The 17495-nt window shown below is 61.3% G+C and carries 14 protein-coding genes and 5 tRNA genes; 15 read left to right on the top strand and 4 right to left on the bottom strand.

Annotated elements, in window-relative coordinates; genetic code table 11:
• Window positions 1–33: 33 nt before the first annotated feature.
• From msrB to LVE68_RS03480, 12 genes are all read left to right on the top strand, one after another.
• The gene (gene msrB, locus LVE68_RS03535; RefSeq protein ID WP_233005658.1) at window positions 34–438 is read left to right on the top strand and encodes a peptide-methionine (R)-S-oxide reductase MsrB; all 405 of its coding nucleotides are present in this window, start codon (window positions 34–36) and stop codon (window positions 436–438) included.
• Window positions 435–1199 carry a DUF1499 domain-containing protein gene (locus tag LVE68_RS03530; protein ID WP_233005657.1) on the top strand — a complete coding sequence of 255 codons (765 nt, stop codon included), beginning with the start codon at window positions 435–437 and terminating at the stop codon, window positions 1197–1199. Before msrB ends, LVE68_RS03530 begins: the two co-directional genes overlap by 4 nt.
• 178 nt (window positions 1200–1377) lie before the next feature.
• Window positions 1378–1453: transfer RNA gene (locus LVE68_RS03525), tRNA-Glu, on the top strand.
• Window positions 1454–1455: 2 nt separating this feature from the next.
• Window positions 1456–1531 (top strand) — tRNA-Gly (locus LVE68_RS03520).
• A gap of 119 nt (window positions 1532–1650) precedes the next feature.
• Window positions 1651–1726 (top strand) — tRNA-Glu (locus LVE68_RS03515).
• Window positions 1727–1766: 40 nt separating this feature from the next.
• A tRNA-Gly gene (locus LVE68_RS03510) sits at window positions 1767–1842 on the top strand.
• 181 nt (window positions 1843–2023) lie between these two features.
• On the top strand, window positions 2024–3388 hold the full coding sequence (locus LVE68_RS03505) for a patatin-like phospholipase family protein (protein ID WP_233005656.1): 1365 nt from the start codon (window positions 2024–2026) through the stop codon (window positions 3386–3388).
• Between the two features lie 140 nt (window positions 3389–3528).
• Window positions 3529–4461, top strand: a complete 933-nt coding sequence (locus tag LVE68_RS03500; RefSeq protein WP_233005655.1) for an ABC transporter ATP-binding protein — start codon at window positions 3529–3531, stop codon at window positions 4459–4461.
• Window positions 4461–5234: an ABC transporter permease gene (locus LVE68_RS03495; protein WP_233005654.1), complete on the top strand. Its 774-nt coding sequence runs from the start codon at window positions 4461–4463 to the stop codon at window positions 5232–5234. The genes LVE68_RS03500 and LVE68_RS03495 overlap by 1 nt, the downstream gene beginning before the upstream one ends.
• 85 nt (window positions 5235–5319) lie before the next feature.
• Window positions 5320–6156 (top strand): NADPH-dependent 7-cyano-7-deazaguanine reductase QueF, encoded by an 837-nt coding sequence (queF, locus tag LVE68_RS03490; protein WP_233005653.1) that lies wholly within the window; start codon window positions 5320–5322, stop codon window positions 6154–6156.
• 179 nt (window positions 6157–6335) lie between these two features.
• A complete protein-coding gene (locus LVE68_RS03485; RefSeq protein ID WP_233005652.1) occupies window positions 6336–6857 on the top strand; it encodes an HdeD family acid-resistance protein in 522 nt (173 codons plus the stop codon).
• A gap of 54 nt (window positions 6858–6911) precedes the next feature.
• A complete protein-coding gene (locus tag LVE68_RS03480; protein ID WP_233005651.1) occupies window positions 6912–8354 on the top strand; it encodes an alpha/beta hydrolase in 1443 nt (480 codons plus the stop codon).
• Window positions 8355–8410: 56 nt separating this feature from the next.
• On the opposite strand, the gene LVE68_RS03475 is transcribed toward LVE68_RS03480, so the two are convergent.
• The gene (locus LVE68_RS03475) at window positions 8411–9817 is read right to left on the bottom strand and encodes an adenylate/guanylate cyclase domain-containing protein (RefSeq protein ID WP_233005650.1); all 1407 of its coding nucleotides are present in this window, start codon (window positions 9815–9817) and stop codon (window positions 8411–8413) included.
• A 262-nt stretch (window positions 9818–10079) separates the two neighbouring features.
• Here LVE68_RS03475 and LVE68_RS03470 point away from each other — a divergent pair, with 262 nt between their 5' ends.
• Window positions 10080–10643: a nitroreductase family protein gene (locus tag LVE68_RS03470; RefSeq protein WP_233005649.1), complete on the top strand. Its 564-nt coding sequence runs from the start codon at window positions 10080–10082 to the stop codon at window positions 10641–10643.
• Between the two features lie 213 nt (window positions 10644–10856).
• A tRNA-Ser gene (locus LVE68_RS03465) sits at window positions 10857–10944 on the top strand.
• Between the two features lie 951 nt (window positions 10945–11895).
• Here the strand turns inward: LVE68_RS03465 and LVE68_RS03460 are convergent.
• Window positions 11896–12438: a cytochrome b gene (locus LVE68_RS03460; RefSeq protein ID WP_233005648.1), complete on the bottom strand. Its 543-nt coding sequence runs from the start codon at window positions 12436–12438 to the stop codon at window positions 11896–11898.
• Between the two features lie 14 nt (window positions 12439–12452).
• Window positions 12453–13499 (bottom strand): catalase family peroxidase, encoded by a 1047-nt coding sequence (locus LVE68_RS03455; RefSeq protein ID WP_233005647.1) that lies wholly within the window; start codon window positions 13497–13499, stop codon window positions 12453–12455.
• Window positions 13500–13588: 89 nt separating this feature from the next.
• On the opposite strand from LVE68_RS03455, the gene LVE68_RS03450 reads away from it, so the two are divergent.
• On the top strand, window positions 13589–14083 hold the full coding sequence (locus LVE68_RS03450; RefSeq protein ID WP_233005646.1) for a MarR family winged helix-turn-helix transcriptional regulator: 495 nt from the start codon (window positions 13589–13591) through the stop codon (window positions 14081–14083).
• A gap of 266 nt (window positions 14084–14349) precedes the next feature.
• On the opposite strand, the gene LVE68_RS03445 is transcribed toward LVE68_RS03450, so the two are convergent.
• Window positions 14350–17490 carry an efflux RND transporter permease subunit gene (locus LVE68_RS03445; RefSeq protein ID WP_233005645.1) on the bottom strand — a complete coding sequence of 1047 codons (3141 nt, stop codon included), beginning with the start codon at window positions 17488–17490 and terminating at the stop codon, window positions 14350–14352.
• Between the last annotated feature and the right edge of the window lie 5 nt (window positions 17491–17495).

The raw sequence follows: 17495 nt of genomic DNA, 5'->3' as shown, positions 1-17495 counted from the left end.
CCCACTGCGGTAACTGATTAGGGACAGGAGAGTATGTCAAAAGAGAAAGACGATAACTACTGGCGCGAGCGACTCACCGATGAAGAGTTCCATGTCTGCCGCAAGGCGGGCACGGAGCGGCCCTTCTCCGGTGAATACTGGGACTGTTTCGAGGACGGCACCTACCGCTGCCGCTGTTGCGGCGAAGTGCTGTTTCACTCGGAATCCAAGTTCGATGCCGGTTGCGGCTGGCCGAGTTTCGATGCCGCAATTCGCAGTGGGGCGGTCGAGGAGCGTCCGGACAATTCCCTGGGGATGCAGCGTATCGAAATTCTCTGCGCGAGCTGCAACTCCCACCTGGGACATGTATTCCCGGATGGGCCCACGGAAACCGGGTTGCGCTACTGCGTCAATTCGTTGTCGGTGAAACTGGATCCGGACAAGGGGGGCAAGGAATGAAACATACCCATTGGAGTCGTTGGCTGGTAAGGATCCAGCTACTCCTGATCGCCATCATCTTTATGGCCGGCCTGGCACTACGGCTGGAGCTGGTACATTTCCGGCCGGTGTTCCAGGTATTCAAGTATGCCGGCCTGGGGGCCCTGGGAATGGCGCTGGTCAGTATGCTGGTGTTTATCTGGGGTCTGGTGAAGCGCCACGCCGATGCCAGGCGGGCAGCACTTTGGGGGGTGGTGCTTGGCCTGCTGCCGGTGGCCGTGCCATTGCTGACAGTGGGCAAGGGCAACTTCGATGTGCCCCCGATCCACGATATCACCACCGACCTCAGTAACCCGCCGGAATACCAGGCAATCCTGTCGTTGCGTGAGGAAGGTGATAACAGCGCCGCCTACGATGGTGAGGCGGTAGCGCAGCAACAGCGGGAGGCCGATATCTACGAGGACATCAGGCCGCTGGAGCTGGACTTGCCGGTCGCAAAAGTGACCGGGATGGCGGCGCAGGTGGCGGAGGACCTGGGCTGGCGCATCGTGGCCAGGGACGACGAGACCGGTCACCTGGAAGCGGTCGATCGCACCGCCCTGCTGGGATTCAGTGACGACGTGGTGGTGCGGGTGACCCCGGCGGAGGATGGTTCGCGGGTGGATATTCGCTCCAGTTCCCGTGTCGGGGTCAGTGACCTGGGGGCCAATGCCCGGCGTATCCGGGAGTTCCTGGTGGAGCTGGAAGAACTCGCGGCAGAGCAGGGCCAGCAAGAAGGGTAGGGCGCCGCGGGGCCGCGGATCTGTGATTCGGGTAAGTGCCTGACTATAAAAGAAAAAAACAGGAAATTTTTTTCAATCGGGTGTTGACAGCTTCCCGGGTGCTCCATAGAATGCGCCCCACTTCTGAAGCACAGCGGATCACTGAGACGCCAAGAGTGCTGAAGAAGAAAGTTCTTGGGTCCCCTTCGTCTAGAGGCCTAGGACACCGCCCTTTCACGGCGGTAACAGGGGTTCGACTCCCCTAGGGGACGCCATTGCGGGAATAGCTCAGTTGGTAGAGCGCAACCTTGCCAAGGTTGAGGTCGCCGGTTCGAACCCGGTTTCCCGCTCCAGTTTCTTTCGTGGCGATGTGGTGCAATACCCTGTCGATGCGAAGTATACCAAGGGGCAACCCGAGGTAATGCCACGGCAGTGTGGTAGCGCATGGTGTAATAGCCTGTGCAAGTTTTCTGTCCCCATCGTCTAGAGGCCTAGGACACCGCCCTTTCACGGCGGTAACAGGGGTTCGACTCCCCTTGGGGATGCCAATACCGCGGGGTTGCAAATGCAGCCCCGCGTTACAGGATCGCGGGAATAGCTCAGTTGGTAGAGCGCAACCTTGCCAAGGTTGAGGTCGCCGGTTCGAACCCGGTTTCCCGCTCCAGATAGAAAAGCCGCTCATTTGAGCGGCTTTTTTATTTTCCGCTCCTTCCTTTCTTCATTCCGCCATCACTCCCTTTCCGGATACTGGAAACGAGCACCGCGCCAGCGGGAGCCATGCCTATACTTGCAGCCGGAGACGACCGCCCGGCGGTATTCACAAGGCCATGGAGGAAGGAGTGACAGTGCGCAGGGATGTTTCGGTCGCAGTGGTACGTATTCTGGTCGCCGGCCTCTTGCTGGCGTGTACGGCCTGTTCCTATATGCCTGAACAGGCAGTCCCGCTGGCGCGCTGGTCGCCGGAGCGGAATGCGGCGGCACGCGAGAAAATGACCGGTGACCGGTCCACCGAGATTGCCGTGCTGCTGGCCTTCTCCGGTGGTGGGACACGGGCTGCGGCGCTGTCCTATGGGGTCCTCAGGGAGCTGGACCGGACCCCGGTGCGAACCTCTGCCGGGGAGCGCACGATGCTGCAGGAGGTGGACATGATTTCCTCGGTATCCGGCGGCAGTTTCACCGCAGCCTATTACGGCCTGTACGGCGAACGCATCTTTGCCGATTACGAGGAGCGCTTCCTGCGCCGGGACGTGCAGGGGGAGCTGGTCCGGCGGGCCCTGAGCCCCTCCAACTGGCAGCGCCTCGCCAGCCCGACTTTCGGCCGCATCGACCTGGCGGCGGAATACTATGATGAGCTGCTGTTTGACGATGCCCCCCTGGGCGCACTGGTCAGGCCCGGTGTACCCAGGGTGGTGATCAACAGCACGGACCTTGCCACCGGTGAGCGCGTGCCATTCGTGCAGGAAATGTTCGACCTTTTCTGCCTGGACCTGGAAAGCTACCCGCTGTCCCGGGCGGTGGCCGCGTCATCGGCGGTGCCACTGGTGTTCTCACCTGTGGCAGTCCAGAGCCACGCCGGCAGCTGTGGTTTCCGGCAGCCCGCCTGGGTGGACCTGGCGCTGGAGGACGACCAGCTCACCTCCAGGAAGATTGCCGCGCGCAGTGTGAAGGCATACCTGGATCGGGAGCGGCGGCCGTGGCTGCACCTGGTGGATGGGGGGATCTCCGACAACCTGGGGCTGCGCAGTTATTACCGCACCATTACCCTCACCGCGGACCCGGCAATCGACTCCAGCCTGCTACCCCACCTCAACGCCCGCCATATCCTTGTGATACTGGTCAATGCCAATTCGCATCCCCATCGAGAGTGGGCGCAGGAGCCGCATTCACCTCCCTTCCTGGAGGTGGCGGGCAGTGTCAGCGGCAGCCAGATACAGCGCTTCAGCGACGACACCATACTGATCACCCGCAAGATGTTTGAGCAGTGGGTGGATGAGAGCTCGACACCGGATCGGCCGCTGACCTTCCACTTTGTGGAGGTGAGTTTTGACCGGGTGCGTAACGATGCTGACCGGCAGTACCTCAACAATATCGGCACCACATTCCGCCTGACGGATACAGAAGTTGACCGCCTGATCGCAGCTGGCCAGCAGGTCCTGGCCGATTCCCCGGCCTACCGGGATTTCGTGCGGCTGGTGCAGGGCGCCAGGTAGGGATCCCGGCCCTGCAGCAGTCTGGGCGGGCAGGCCGCTTGCCCCGGTCCCCCGTGGTAGGAAAAACCCCCATAGTTTGTCCGGTTGCAATATGGCAGCTAAGGGCGTTGAATATGCGCCCTTATCCGCAGGAGGATTCAATGACAGCTGCGCTTTCCATTCGCAACCTCGAAAAGACCTACGACAACGGCTTCCAGGCCCTGAAGGGCATCAGTTTCGATGTCCAGCCGGGGGATTTCTTTGCCCTGCTGGGGCCCAATGGCGCGGGCAAGTCCACCACAATCGGTATTATCTGCTCGCTGGTGCGTAAGACCGCCGGCAGTGTGTCGATATTCGGGGTGGATATCGACAAGGATTTTGCAGCGGCCAAGCAACTCCTCGGCGTGGTGCCGCAGGAATTCAATTTCAGCCAGTTCGAGAAAGTGTATGACATTGTCTGCACCCAGGGCGGCTTCTACGGCATGCCACGAAAACTGGCAGAAGAGCGCACCGAGAAGTACCTGAAGCAGCTGGGCCTGTGGGACAAACGCAGTGTGCAGGCACGTATGCTGTCGGGCGGCATGAAGCGCCGGCTGATGATCGCCCGCGCGCTGATCCACGAGCCGCGACTGCTGATCCTGGATGAGCCCACCGCGGGCGTGGACATCGAGCTGCGCCGTTCCATGTGGACCTTCCTGCAGCAGATCAACGCCGAGGGCACCACGATTATCCTCACGACCCACTACCTGGAGGAGGCGGAGAGCCTGTGTCGCAATATCGCCATTATCGACCAGGGTGACATTATCGAGAACACTTCCATCCGCTCCCTGTTGAAAACACTGAACCGGGAAGTCTTTATCCTGGATGTGCGGGAGCCGCTCGCTGAGTGCCCCGACCTGGGAGGCTTCGAAGGCCGGCTGCAGGACGAGACGAGCCTGGAAGTGACGGTTGAGAAGGGGCAGTCACTCAATGACCTGTTTACCCGGTTGGGGGAGCAGGATGTCGCTGTGGTGAGTATGCGCAACCGGGCCAACCGGCTGGAAGAGCTGTTTGTATCGCTGCTGGCGGATGCGAAGCAGGAGGGAGAGGGGTAATGTATTCAACCGCAATCTGGACTTCATTCTCCACCATCCTGCGTCGCGAGGTGCGCCGCTTCACCCGGATCTGGCCGCAGACACTGGTGCCGCCGGTGATTACCATGTCGCTGTACTTTGTGATCTTCGGCTCCCTGATCGGCAGCCGTATCGGCCAGATGGGTGGCTTCTCCTATATGGAATTCGTGGTGCCCGGCCTGATCATGATGGCGGTGATCACCAATTCCTACTCCAATGTGGCCTCGTCTTTTTACAGTGCCAAGTTCCAGCGCAACGTTGAGGAACTGCTGGTATCGCCGACCCCCAACTGGGTGATTATGGCCGGCTATGTGCTGGGCGGCGTATCGCGCGGGCTGATTGTTGGTTTTGTGGTGACATTGATCGCGTTGTTCTTCACTGACCTGGGTGTGCAGCATTTGGGTATGACAGTGGCGATCGTCTTCCTGGCCGCAGTACTGTTCTCACTCGCCGGGTTCATCAACGCCATTTTCGCCAACAGCTTTGACGATATCTCGATTATCCCCACGTTTGTGCTGACACCGTTGACTTACCTCGGTGGGGTTTTCTACTCCATCGACCTGCTGTCACCGTTTTTCCAGGGACTGTCGAAGCTCAACCCCGTGCTCTACATGGTGAACGCCTTCCGCTACGGCGTACTGGGCGTTTCCGATATCAATGTGGCCTGGGCTTTTGTTGGGGTTCTGGTATTTATTGCACTACTGTTTGGCTGGGGACTGCACCTGATGTCCCACGGCAAGCGCCTGCGTCACTGACGACAAACATTACCTGGTGGCCGGGCGATCCCGGTACGTTATTGGCTGCCTGCCCGCAGGCCACTACCCTGGGCTCTGAGAATCAATGGATAGAGAAGACTGGCAGAACCTGCCGCTGGGGCAGGAGACCGAGTACGAATCGCAGTACAACCCCGAGCTGCTGCACCCGATTCCCCGCCATGTGTCCCGGGCCCACCTGGGTATCACCGAGGGGGACCTGCCGTTCGTGGGATACGACGAATGGTGGGGTTTTGAGCTGTCATGGCTGAACCGCAGGGGCGTGCCACAGGTGGCGGTGGGCAGGTTTCATTTCCCGGCCAACAGCCCGCAGATGGTGGAGTCCAAGTCTTTCAAGCTGTATTTGAACTCCCTCAACCAGACCGAGTTCGGTTCCCGGGAAGAGGTGCGGGACACCCTGGCCGCGGACCTGTCCCGCGCTGCCGGGGAGCAGGTAGGCGTGACCCTGTACGATGTGGCGAGCGAGGAGCTTGCCGTACACCGGCCGAAGGGCCACTGCGTGGACCAGCTGGACATCGAAACCCACCGCTACCAGCCGGATGCCGCGCTGTTGCGCCTGGACGGGGATGCCGAGGGCCGGATCGTCGAGGAGACCCTCTACAGTCACCTGCTGCGCAGCAACTGCCCGGTGACCGGCCAGCCGGACTGGGCCACGGTCTTTGTCCACTACCATGGGCCTGCACTCGACCGGGAAGGGCTGCTGGCTTACGTGGTTTCCTTCCGGGAGCACCAGGATTTCCACGAGCACTGCGTGGAGCGCATCTTCTGCGACCTGGAGGGGCTGGCTGAATTCAAGGAACTCACGGTCTGCGCCCGCTATACCCGTCGCGGCGGGCTGGACATCAACCCCCTGCGCGCCAAGAGGGCGGGTGCGGAGCTGCCGGGACGCCTTGCCCGCCAGTGAGCCCTGGGCCGGGTCGCTGGACCCGGCCTCACCCCCCCCCCTGCCGCCTGCTTCCCTGCCATCCTCGGCTCGAATTTCCGCACAATACGCCGGCAGTGACAAAAGAATGTGCGCAGTATCCCGCTGAGGGTCTTTACTACTGGTACATCCATTGAGCCTGTTGGCTCCGGGAGGTAACCATGAGCGACACTGCGAACCCCGGGAAATCAATGACGCTGCTCGGCGTGATTACGGTCATCCTGGGAATCCTTGCAATTCTGGCCCCCAGTTTTACCGGGTTTTCCATCGCACTACTGATCGGGGGGCTGGTTTTGGTCGGCGGGCTGTTCCGCATGTTCTGGGCGTTTCGCGCCGGTAGTGTAGGCAAGGGACTGCTCGGTTTCGCACTCGGCGTGCTGACTGTCCTGGCCGGCATTATCCTGCTCGCCAATCCCATTATTCTCTCGGGCGCACTGACCATCATGCTGGCGCTGTATTTCCTGGCCGACGGTGTGGCGGAACTGGCGGCGGGGTTCAGTGCCGCGGGAGCCGGAAGCCGGGGATGGCTGATTTTCGGCGGGGCAGTATCCATATTGCTGGGCATCATGCTCTGGGCCCAGTTCCCGTTTTCCGGTGTCTGGGCGCTGGGGATCCTGTTCGGGATCAAGCTGTTTTTCGTCGGGATGATCATGATTGCGGGCGGCAGGGCAGTGCGTGCCTAGCAGTTGCGCGCGTATCCATGCTGACGGCAGCTGGCCCCCACCCGGTATGATGTCATGCTACTGGGCAGGGCTCTGAGGTTTCTCGTTTGCGCTGCCAGTGGCGTCCTGCTGGCGGCTGTGGTGGGGCTGGTGCTCTATATCCAGCGTCTGCCCGACCTGCAGGTCTGGCATACCGCTGAACTGGATGCCGAATTCACCCGGGCATCCCCGGTAGCCACTTTCGAGGAATACCTGGTACTGGAGAAGCGCCTGTTTGCGCAGCTCGAGCGGGAGGTATATGCGAAAACCCGGCCCGCTTCCCCCAACACGATCAATCGCTACCGCCGCGGCAGTATGGCGGACCCTGGCCGTTGGCCGAAAAACTGGAATCACAGTTACCTCCTGGAAGCCGAGGACCCCAGGGCGTCGGTACTCCTCCTGCATGGCCTGACGGATGCCCCCTACAGCCTGCGACACCTGGGCCGGCGCCTTCACGCTGCGGGGGCGAATGTGCTGGGGCTCCGTATCCCGGGGCACGGTACGGCACCGTCGGGCCTGGTTTCGGTGCACTGGCGGGATATGGCCGCCGCGGTGCAACTGGCCATGCACCACCTGGCCGATGCCGGCGGCGGGCACCCGATCCATATCGTCGGCTACTCCAACGGTGCGGCCCTCGCCGTGCACTACGCACTCGCCGCCCTGGACGATAGCGGGTTGCCGCCGGTGGCAAGCCTGGTGTTGATTTCGCCGGAGATCGGCGTATCGCGGATGGCGGCGCTGGCAATCTGGCAGGCACGCCTGGGATGGCTGCTGGGCATCGACAAGCTCCAGTGGGACAGCGTGCACCAGCTGGAGTACGAGCCATTCAAGTACGGGTCTTTTGCGGTCAATGGGGGCACGGTCACCCATGAGATCACCGTCGAAATTCAGCACCGGCTGCGCGAACTTGCCTCCGGGGACGGCTTGCAGGCAATGCCTCCTGTCCTGTCTTTCTCGTCGGTCGTGGATGCCACAGTGGAGGCTACTGCGGTTGTCAGCAACCTGTTCAACCTGCTGCCTGCCGGTGGGCATGAACTGGTGCTGTTTGACCTTAACCGGCAGGCGGATATCGAACACCTCCTTACCTGGGATCCCCAGCCCATGATCGCCGCCGTGCGGGATGTGCCGCGCCGGCGCTATACGCTGACCCTGGTCACCAACGCCGGCCCCGAAACCCGGGAGGCGGTGGCCCGGCAATGGCCACCGGGTGCGAACCGCGACCGCCGGTGGCCCCTCGGGCTCAGCTGGCCAGCGGGGGTATATTCACTGTCCCACGTGGCGCTGCCGTTCCCGCCGTCCGATTTTATCTATGGCGGCAGCCCGGCCGGCCCGGGGCCGGGTATCCAGTTGGGCAACCTGGCTCTGCGGGGGGAGCGCGGTGCCCTGGCGATTGGCGCTTCGACGCAATTGCGCCTGCGCTGGAATCCCTTTTACAGTTGGCTGGAGGACCGGGCAGTGCAGTTTATGCAACTGGATTGATGCTGCCGGGGGTGTGATGGGGGGGAGGAGCTCTCGGCGGCGGGCGGCCGCCACGACTAGATAATGACCTTGTTCTTCAGGGTGTTGGTGGCTTTCTCCAGCGCCTGCAACACTTTGTCCTTGTCGTAATTGCGGATCTTGTCCAGGTCCATATGGATGGAGAAGCCGGGGGCGTGGTCCTCCAGGTAACTCTGCTGCCCGCCCAGGTTCTTGCGCAGGTCGGTGACCTGGTAAACCTTCACCGGGGTACTGAAGCCCTTCACCGTTACATGGCCCTTGTCGCGGCACATTACCGATTGCTTGATCAGCGCCCAGGTCTCGTGGCTGATCAGGATCTCACCCGGCTGGGCGGCACCCTCGAGGCGCGCCGCCAGGTTTACATGGGTGCCCATCACTGTATAGGACTGGTGGTTGGCAGTGCCGAAAATACCCACGGTGCAGTAGCCGGTGTTGATACCCATGCGTACCTGCAGCGGACGGGCGATGCCCTTGTTGTACCACTCCTGCTTCATTTCCCGCACGCGCTTGCGCATCGCCAGTGCCATGGCCACGCAACGCAGGGCGTCGGACTTGGGTCCCTTGCTCTCGTCATCACCGAACACCACCATCACCGCGTCACCGATAAATTTGTCGATGGTGCCGCCGTACTGCCCGGCGATCCGCGCCATTTCCGACAGGTAGCTGTTGAGTAGCTGGGTGAGGGTATCGGCCTCCAGCTCCTCGGTGAGCTGGCTGAAGTCCTTGATATCGGAAAAGAATACGGTAAGCAGCTTGCGCTCGGTTACCAGCTCTTCCTCTTTGCCGGTGGTAACAGCGCGCCACAGACGCTGGGGGAGGTACTTGGACAGCTTGTAGGTGCGCATCTTGGCCAGGTGCTGGTCGGCGGTCAGCGAGCGATTGGCGCGCTTCAGGTGGTCAATCTGGGAATGGGTATAAAACGCATAGGCACAGAAATAGGTAAAGACGCCGATCAGGCTGGCAACACTGATACTCAGGTCAGCGTTGATCACCAGTGCCGGGCGGTGCAGCATGTAGCCCACCGCGACACCCAGCAACAGGCCGGTATTGTGCTCGAACCAGCGTCGCCCGCCGCCCTGGGTCAGGGCATTGAACTGCACCATGGTAACGAACAGCATGGTGGGGAGCAGGCTGAAGTCGGCAAGGGCAATGGCAACGCCGATCAGGGTGGTGTCACAGAAGGACAGGCAGCGGCCGACAAAATCCGCATTTTCCGGACCCGTCCGCCGGTTGATCTGGAAGGCGACGCCGGTATAGAGCAGCAATATCACTGCCACGCCCGTGACCAGCATCTTGTCCGGTGTCCACGGCGACGACCACTCGACAGCATTAAACAGGGTGCCGGCGGCGGCAAAGCAGATCAGGGTGCGGAAATAGACCGGATACAGGGACTCCAGGTCACGCCTGGCCCCGGCGGTGGTCTCTGACTGGTCCAGCATCGACATTATGGTTTTCTATATGCCCTTGAACGAAAAGTAGCCAGCATTGTGGCTGGCGTTGTTCTTATTATCCGGCTTGTTATGACGCTTATCCTGTCCCCCAAGGACAGGAGTGCAGTGTACTCCGGAACAGTGAATAATGTGAAATCTTGTTGCCGCATTCGGTGTGACAGGTATGTCAGTTTAGAATAATGAGTGCGTCAGGTGAATCCGTTAGAATAGCCGCCAGTACAACAAGTCCCAGATTTTCTTGAAGCAGGAGACAACCATGGATGCGCTCTACGCCCTCCACAACCGGGTATCCGTAGGCAAGCTGAGCGAACCCGCACCCCCGGTGGAGCAGCGCGAGCGGATATTCCGGGCCGCACTGCGCGCCGCCGACCACGGCTGCCTGCGTCCCTGGCGATTCCTCCAGGTAGAGGGACCGGCGCGCGAAAAACTGGGCCAGGTTTACCTGGAGGCGATGGAGCGGGCCGAAGGCCCGCTGTCCGAGGCGAAACGAGAGAAGACCCTCGCCATGCCCCTGCGGGCGCCGCTGGTGCTGGTGGCCATCACCACCCTGCAGGATCATCCCAAGGTGCCCCATATCGAGCAGCGCCAGTCCACCGCCGGCGCCGTGCAGGCGATGCTCACCGCTGCCTTTGCCGAGGGCGTCGGTGCCTACTGGCGCACCGGCCCGCTGGCCAGCGACCCACTGGTCGCCCGGGGCCTGGGGTTGGCCGACAATGAGCGTATCGAGGGCTTCATCTATCTGGGCACCCCGGCCAAGGCACCCCGCGAGGCTCCCGAGCTGGCAGTAGAGGACTATTTCGGTCATTGGCATGGCAACTGAGTGCATGATCGGGGCCCAGAGAGCTGAATTTTCACTCTTTTTGCCCCCAAGGCTTGCGTCCCGGCCTGCGTTTATGTAAAGTGCGCGCTCGCTGGACGGGAGCTATGTTCCTGATTAGCAAGACAATTTTCCAAGCAAATGCCCCAGGGCAAGGAAAGTTGATGCAGGCGTGCAGAGGCAGCAACCAGCGCCCAAAACGCAACAAGCAGTTTCGGTGAGGTGTCCGAGTGGCTGAAGGAGCACGCCTGGAAAGTGTGTATACCGAAAGGTATCGAGGGTTCGAATCCCTCCCTCACCGCCATTAAACAAAAAAGCCCGGCAATCGCCGGGCTTTTTTGTTTAACCGCGACGAGGGGGATTTGGATGAGAACCCCCGTTCGAGCCGGAGGCAGCGGAGCTGCCGGAGACCAGCGAGCGAAGCGAAGCTAATCCCGTCAGGGTGATACCCGCTTGACGCTCTTTGAGGCACAGAATGAAAGCCCGGCAAACGCCGGGCTTTTTTGTTTAACCGCGTTGCGGGGAGGGTGAGAACCCTCGCGGTTCGACCAGCTCGCGTACGCGAGTTGGGACCGAGGCGTCCCGCCGAGCCCGCAGGGTCAAAACACGCTCAGCGTGTTTTGAGTCCATCCCTCCCGTATTTTTACTCCGATCTGGTTTTCCGCCTACTCCGGGATTTTTGTTTACCGCGACGAGGGGGATTTGGATGAGAACCCCCGTTCGAGCCGGAGGCAGCGGAGCTGCCGGAGACCAGCGAGCGAAGCGAAGCTAATCCCGTCAGGGTGATACCCGCTTGACGCTCTTTGAGGCACAGAATGAAAGCCCGGCAATCGCCGGGCTTTTTTGTTTAACCGCGTTGCGGGGAGGGTGAGAACCCTCGCGGTTCGACCAGCTCGCGTACGCGAGTTGGGACCGAGGCGTCCCGCCGAGCCCGCAGGGTCAAAACACGCTCAGCGTGTTTTGAGTCCATCCCTCCCGTATTTTTACTCCGATCTGGTTTTCCGCCTACTCCGGGATTTTTGTTTACCGCGGCGAGGGGGATTTGGATGAGAACCCCCGTTCGAGCCGGAGGCAGCGGAGCTGCCGGAGACCAGCGAGCGAAGCGAAGCTAATCCCGTCAGGGTGATACCCGCTTGACGCTCTTTGAGGCACAGAATGAAAGCCCGGCAAATGCCGGATTTTTTTGTTTAACCGTGCTGTGGGGAGAAAAGGGCTCTTCTTTAATCCGGTCTCAGTCCCGCTCCAGTCCCTTTTTTTATGCCTTATCCAGTTTGCCCTTCGGCAGGGTTATGCTCTGCAATACCCCATCACGCCGGACCAGGCCGTGGTGAAGCGCGGCCCCGATATGTATGAGAACCAATACCGCAAGGCTTGCTGCGAGCGCAAAGTGGGTTTCGCGGAACAAACCGTAAAGCTCCTGGTTTACCGGAAAGGCGGTGGGAATGGTCAACGAGTCGAAAACGTGAATAGGGCGGCCCGCGGCGCTTTGCATCAGGTAACCGGACAATGGCAGGGCGATCATAAGCACATATAATAGCAAGTGGCTGGACCTGGCTGCTGCACGCTGCAGCGGGTGCATCGCCTGTGGCAGTCCAGGGCTGGCGCTGTCCAGGCGCGCAGAGAGCCTGGTGATGACCGCGATGAAAGCAATGGTCCCGAGGGATTTGTGCAATCCCAGCAATGCGGGTTGCCAGGGCTCGAGGCTGCGGACCATGGTAAGCCCGGCCAACAAGAGCGAGAGCAGCAGAACGGCCATCCCCCAGTGGATGATGCGCACGGTGAAGCTGTAAGTTGCCACAGTATTATCCGGTTTCATTCTCCTGCCTCCCCGGCACGGCCCAACCAGTGTTCCCTTGCGCGGCGGCGATATGACTCGGCGTAGGCTGCGGAGCGGGCGCGCAGGATGGGGTCCCGGGTCGGTTCCATACCGTGCGGAAGAACCAGGGGATCAAAGCTTATTCCCTCGCAGGCGCCGCCCGCCTGGGGTGTCGCGCTATTAATGACAAGCTGGCCAGCCACCAGCTGTCGGCGGGATTGCGGCCATGGCCGGGTGGGGTCATCCGCGTCATCTTCCGGGGCGGCGAGGGTAAATACCAGGTCAAATTTTACCGGGCCCTGCCCGAGCCTGCGGAAGAACTCCCGGTGCAGCGCGTCCCTGCCCGGGGCCGGGCGGATGCCTGTTTCCCGGGCGACCGGTCGCGCTTGCCAGCGGACTGCCTGCCGCTTTCCACCCGAATTAACGAGATAGAACGCATTGATGCTGTGGTACTTCTCCGTGGCCAGGCTGCCAGTGGGCTGGTAGTTCGAGGCCCAGTCGGTGAAGGCCTTGCTTTCAGGGTGCTCGTCGAAAAAACGGCTGATCTTGCCCGGGTCGCGCTTGCCACTTTCCCGGTCAGGTGCCAATGCCGAGAGCTGCAGGAAAAAGTCTTCCGGTGTGCGAACCGCCATCACCGGTGGGGTATTCATTGCTGTGCGCCAGGCCTCACGCTCACCCACAGCGAAACTCAGGGCCAGGCTTCTTACCGGGGCCTTCAGGTCGGGCGCGGTCGGGTTGCTGCCGGCGATGGAGAGCCGCCCCACAAAGGGCGTGGTTTGGCTGGCGAAGAGCGTCGCGGTTGTGTGGGGTTCCAGAGCCCCGCTGGAAACGAATTCACCGGCCACACAAAAGCCCTTGGCGTGTGCCCGGCGAAACCCCGCATGCACAGTGTGGCCCTGTTGCAGGTCGACGAATTCCTGTGCCGTGACACCGGTCCCTCCCAGACCGCCTGCGGCGAAGGTCAGCAGCGCGGCCAGTCCGCCGACAATCGCGATGATCAATGCATATCGTGCAACCAGGAAAGGCGGGTTTTCCGTGTTCATTGCCTGGGATACCTCGAGTTCCGGATTTTACCTTGAATTCAAGATAATGCATGATTGTCTTGAGTTCAAGATAGTAGGGCGATACCGGTATGGATAACCTTGACCGCATTCAGGAGCTTTGGGCGGCAGAAATGCCCGGGCTGGACACTTCGTCGATGGCCCTGATCGGCCGTTTACAGCTGGTCAATAAACAGATGACGCAGGCAATGTCGGCGACATTTCGCCGTCACGGATTGACTGACGCCGGCTTCGATGTCCTCGCCACGTTATTGCGCAGCGGACCGCCGTACACGCTCACCCCCTCGCAGTTGCTCGACCAGATGCTGGTGACTTCCGGCTCGATGACGAGCCGCCTGGACTCCCTGGAGAGGGGAGGCTTTATTGAGCGGGTGGTGAGCCCCGGGGACAGGCGCAGCAGGCAGGTAAAATTAACCACCCGGGGGCGGGCGGTGATTAGAAAGGCGATTGTTGACCACGTTGCGACCCAGGACAGGCTCCTGTCAGTCCTTACGGATACAGAGAAGTCAGGCCTAATCAAGTTGCTGCGCCTGTACCTGGCCCGGTCGGCGGCCGGTAATGAGTGAGCCATAGCCGTGATCAGGTTGGTCGTGGGCGAGGGGGGCTGCGCCGGATGGCAGTGGCATTCGCACTATAGGAGGGTGTGTCGGCAGTGCCAGCCGGTAAAGATGCCCGTGTCAGTACTGCCGGGAGAGTCGGGTCCGGCATACTGCAGGGTTGCCGCCTGGCAGGACTGGCTCCTGAATGAACAGGCCCGGCATATTGCCGGGCCTGTTCATTCAGTGAAGTTTCAGGTGGAAACCGCGTCTGGTCGCGCTCCAGTGATGTTGGCTCAGTCGCTGGCGGTATCGGCGCTGTGGTTCGGGCCTGCCAGCAGGGACTTCACCCTGTCCCTGGCACGACCGGTTGCCGCACCAATATCCACGCCGACCCCATAGAGCGCCGGTACCAGCAGCAGTGTCACGAAGAAGGCCACAAATACCCCGAATGCCAGTGCCACCACGATCGGCTGCAGGAATGCCGCCTGGATGCTGCGTTCCATCATCATTGGCATCAGGCCGACAATGGTGGTGACGGTGGTCAGCAGGATGGGGCGGAAGCGGGCCACACCGGCTTCCACGATGGCCTTGAGTGGATGCATGCCCTGGTCACGCAGCCGGTTGCTGTGATCCATCAGCACCAGGTTGTCGTTGACCACCACACCCGCGGCAGCAGCGATACCGAAGTAGCTGAAGATCGCCATGGTCATGCCGGTAACGGCGTGCCCGAAGATGGCGCCGACAAAAGCAAACGGAATGGCAACCAGGATCAGGATCGGCTGGGAGTAGCTGCGGAAGGCCACTGCCAGCAGGCTGTACATGGCGAAGAAGGCCATGGTGTACAGGCCCAGCACTTCCTGGATAAAGCGCTTCTCGCCCTCTGCCTGGCCCACGGCACCGCGGATGATACCCGGGTAGCGCTTTTCCCAGGCGGGGAAGAAGTTCTCGTTCAGGTCCTTCATGATCTCGCCGCGCACATCGTCCTTAAGGTCCGCCATCACGCGCGCGGCGCGGTTGCCGTTCCAGCGCTGGATGCGCTTGATGCCCGGTGCGTATTCCAGTTCTGCCACCGCCAGCAGGGGCACTTCTCGGCCATCGGCGGTGCGTACGCGGAAGTCCTTGAGGCTCTCGATGGAGCGGCGGGATTCCAGCGGGTAGCGCACCATTACTTTCACGTCCTGGCCGGCGCGGGGCAGGCGCTGCACTTCCTCACCGAAGTAGGCCTGGCGCACCTGGCGGTTGACGTCTGCCAGGGTCAGGCCAAGCTTGGCAGCGCCGGGCTGCAGGTCGATGCGGATCTCCTCCGATGCGCCCTCCAGGTTGTTGCGCACATCGTAGAGGCTTTCATAGCTGCGCAGCTGGCCTTCCAGTTCGGCCGTGGCCGCGCGCAACACCTCCAGGTCCGGGTGGCGGATGGAAAGCTCGAAGCCGGGCCCGTTGTTACCCATGGAATACTGTACCGAGACTTCCTTGGCATCCGGAATCTCGCCCAGCAGTTCCCGCAGGCGCAGCGCCGCATCCTTGGCGGACATCTCGCGCACTTCCGGCGGTGCCAGCTTGACGATGGCCAGTACGCTGTCCCGGCGGGAGCGGGTATACCAGTTCTCGATCAATACGCCCTGGCCGTCGGTGCGCTGGTTGACCTCCTCCACGAGGCGCTTTTCCGCGTCCTGCAGCTGGGCCAGCACTTCGAGTGCGCGGCTATAGGGCGCGCCCTCGGGCATCACAACGTTGACAATGACTTCGTCGGACTCGATCTCGGGCATAAAGCTCTTCTTCACCCAGCCACTGCCGAACATGCCGAAGCCAATCATCAGCACTGCGATAAAAATGCTCAGGGTCAGGTAGCGGCGGTCCACCGCCCACTGGCCGATACGGCGGTAGTGGTTCTGTGCAAAGTAAACGATGCGGTCGGCAATACCTTTCTGCAGGCGCCCGAAGCGGCCCATCTCGGTGCGTGGCTTCAGCTGGCGCAGGTGCGCCGGCAGGATAAACAGGGACTCGATCAGGGAGAACAGCAGCGCCAGGATCACCACCCAGGTGATATGGCGGGTGAAATCGCTGGTGGAGCCACTGATAAACAGCCACGGCAGGAATGCCAGGACAGTGGTGACCACGGCAAAGACCACAGGCTTGGCGACCAGTTGTGTGCCGAGCACCGAAGCCTTGAGCCCGGCATCGGGATGCCGGTAGTCAACATTGTGGGACTGGGTATGGATACTCTCACCCACCACGATGGCATCGTCCACCACGATCCCCAGCACCAGCAGGAAGGCAAAGGTGGACAGCATGTTCAGGGACACACCCACGCTCGGCAGTAGCACGAAGGCACCGGCATAAGCGGTGGCAATACCAATGGCCACCCAGAAGGCCACCTTCGGGCGCAGGCTGAACACCAGTACCAGTAATACCAGTAACAGGCCCTGGAAGGCGGATGAGCCAATGGTATCCAGGCGACCCTTGAAGTCCTCGGCGTTATCGGTCCAGAGAGTAAGCTTGGCGCCCGCCGGCATGGTTTCCTGCCGCTCGGCAATCCATTTGCGAATGGACTGTGATGCGGTGATGATGTCCATGGTCTCGGTGCTCATCACCTGCAGCAATACCGCGGGCTCGCCGTTGAGGGTGGCGAGGATTTCGTTGTCCTCGAAGCCGTCCACCACTGTGGCCACATCGCCCACGCGAATGGTGCCGCCGTCCGCCGTCTGGCGCACGATAATATTGGCAAACTCCTGTTCGGTGTCGGCCTGGTTACGTACCTTCAGCTGGTAGGCGCCTACCTCGGTGCGCACGGTGCCGGCGGACTGGTTGATGGAGCTGGCACGGATGGCATCGGCCACTTCCTGGAAAGTAATGCCGTAGCGGCGCAGGTCCAGTTCACTGACCTCGATGGAGACTTCCTCCATGCGGGTGCCGAACAGCTCCACCACGGAAATTGCAGGCAGGGCAGCGGCCTCGCGCCGCAGTTGCTCCGCCAGTCGTTTCAGTTCACGCTCGCCCAGGTCACCGTGTACCGCCACACGGATATATTCCTGGCGATTCACCCACTGGTGGACCTGCGGCGGTTCTATGTCCCGGGGAAAGGACGAGATGCTGTCCACGCGGATCTTCACGTCGTTCATAAACCGGCTGAAGTCCACTGAGGTCTCTGCGAGGATGTAGACTTCACCGAAGCCCTCGGACGAGGTTGAGCGGACCCACTCGATATTATCGAGGTCGCTGACCGCCTCCTCGATCCGGGCGACGATCTGCTCTTCCACTTCCTCGGGGGCGGCGCCGGGCCAGGCGACGCGAATTTCCAGGCCCGGGAAGCGCACCTGCGGGTCCATCTCCCGTTCCATCAGGCCGAAGCCGATAATGCCGGCGACGAAGATACCCATCATGGCCAGGTTGGCGGCGACACTGTTGCGGGCCCACCATTCAATCAATTTGTTCATGCGCG

The organism is Microbulbifer sp. YPW16 (genome assembly GCF_021290385.1).
Taxonomy (GTDB): domain Bacteria; phylum Pseudomonadota; class Gammaproteobacteria; order Pseudomonadales; family Cellvibrionaceae; genus Microbulbifer; species Microbulbifer zhoushanensis.
The sequence above is the reverse complement of the archived record's forward strand: the minus strand, read 5'-3'. Positions and strand labels throughout refer to the sequence as shown.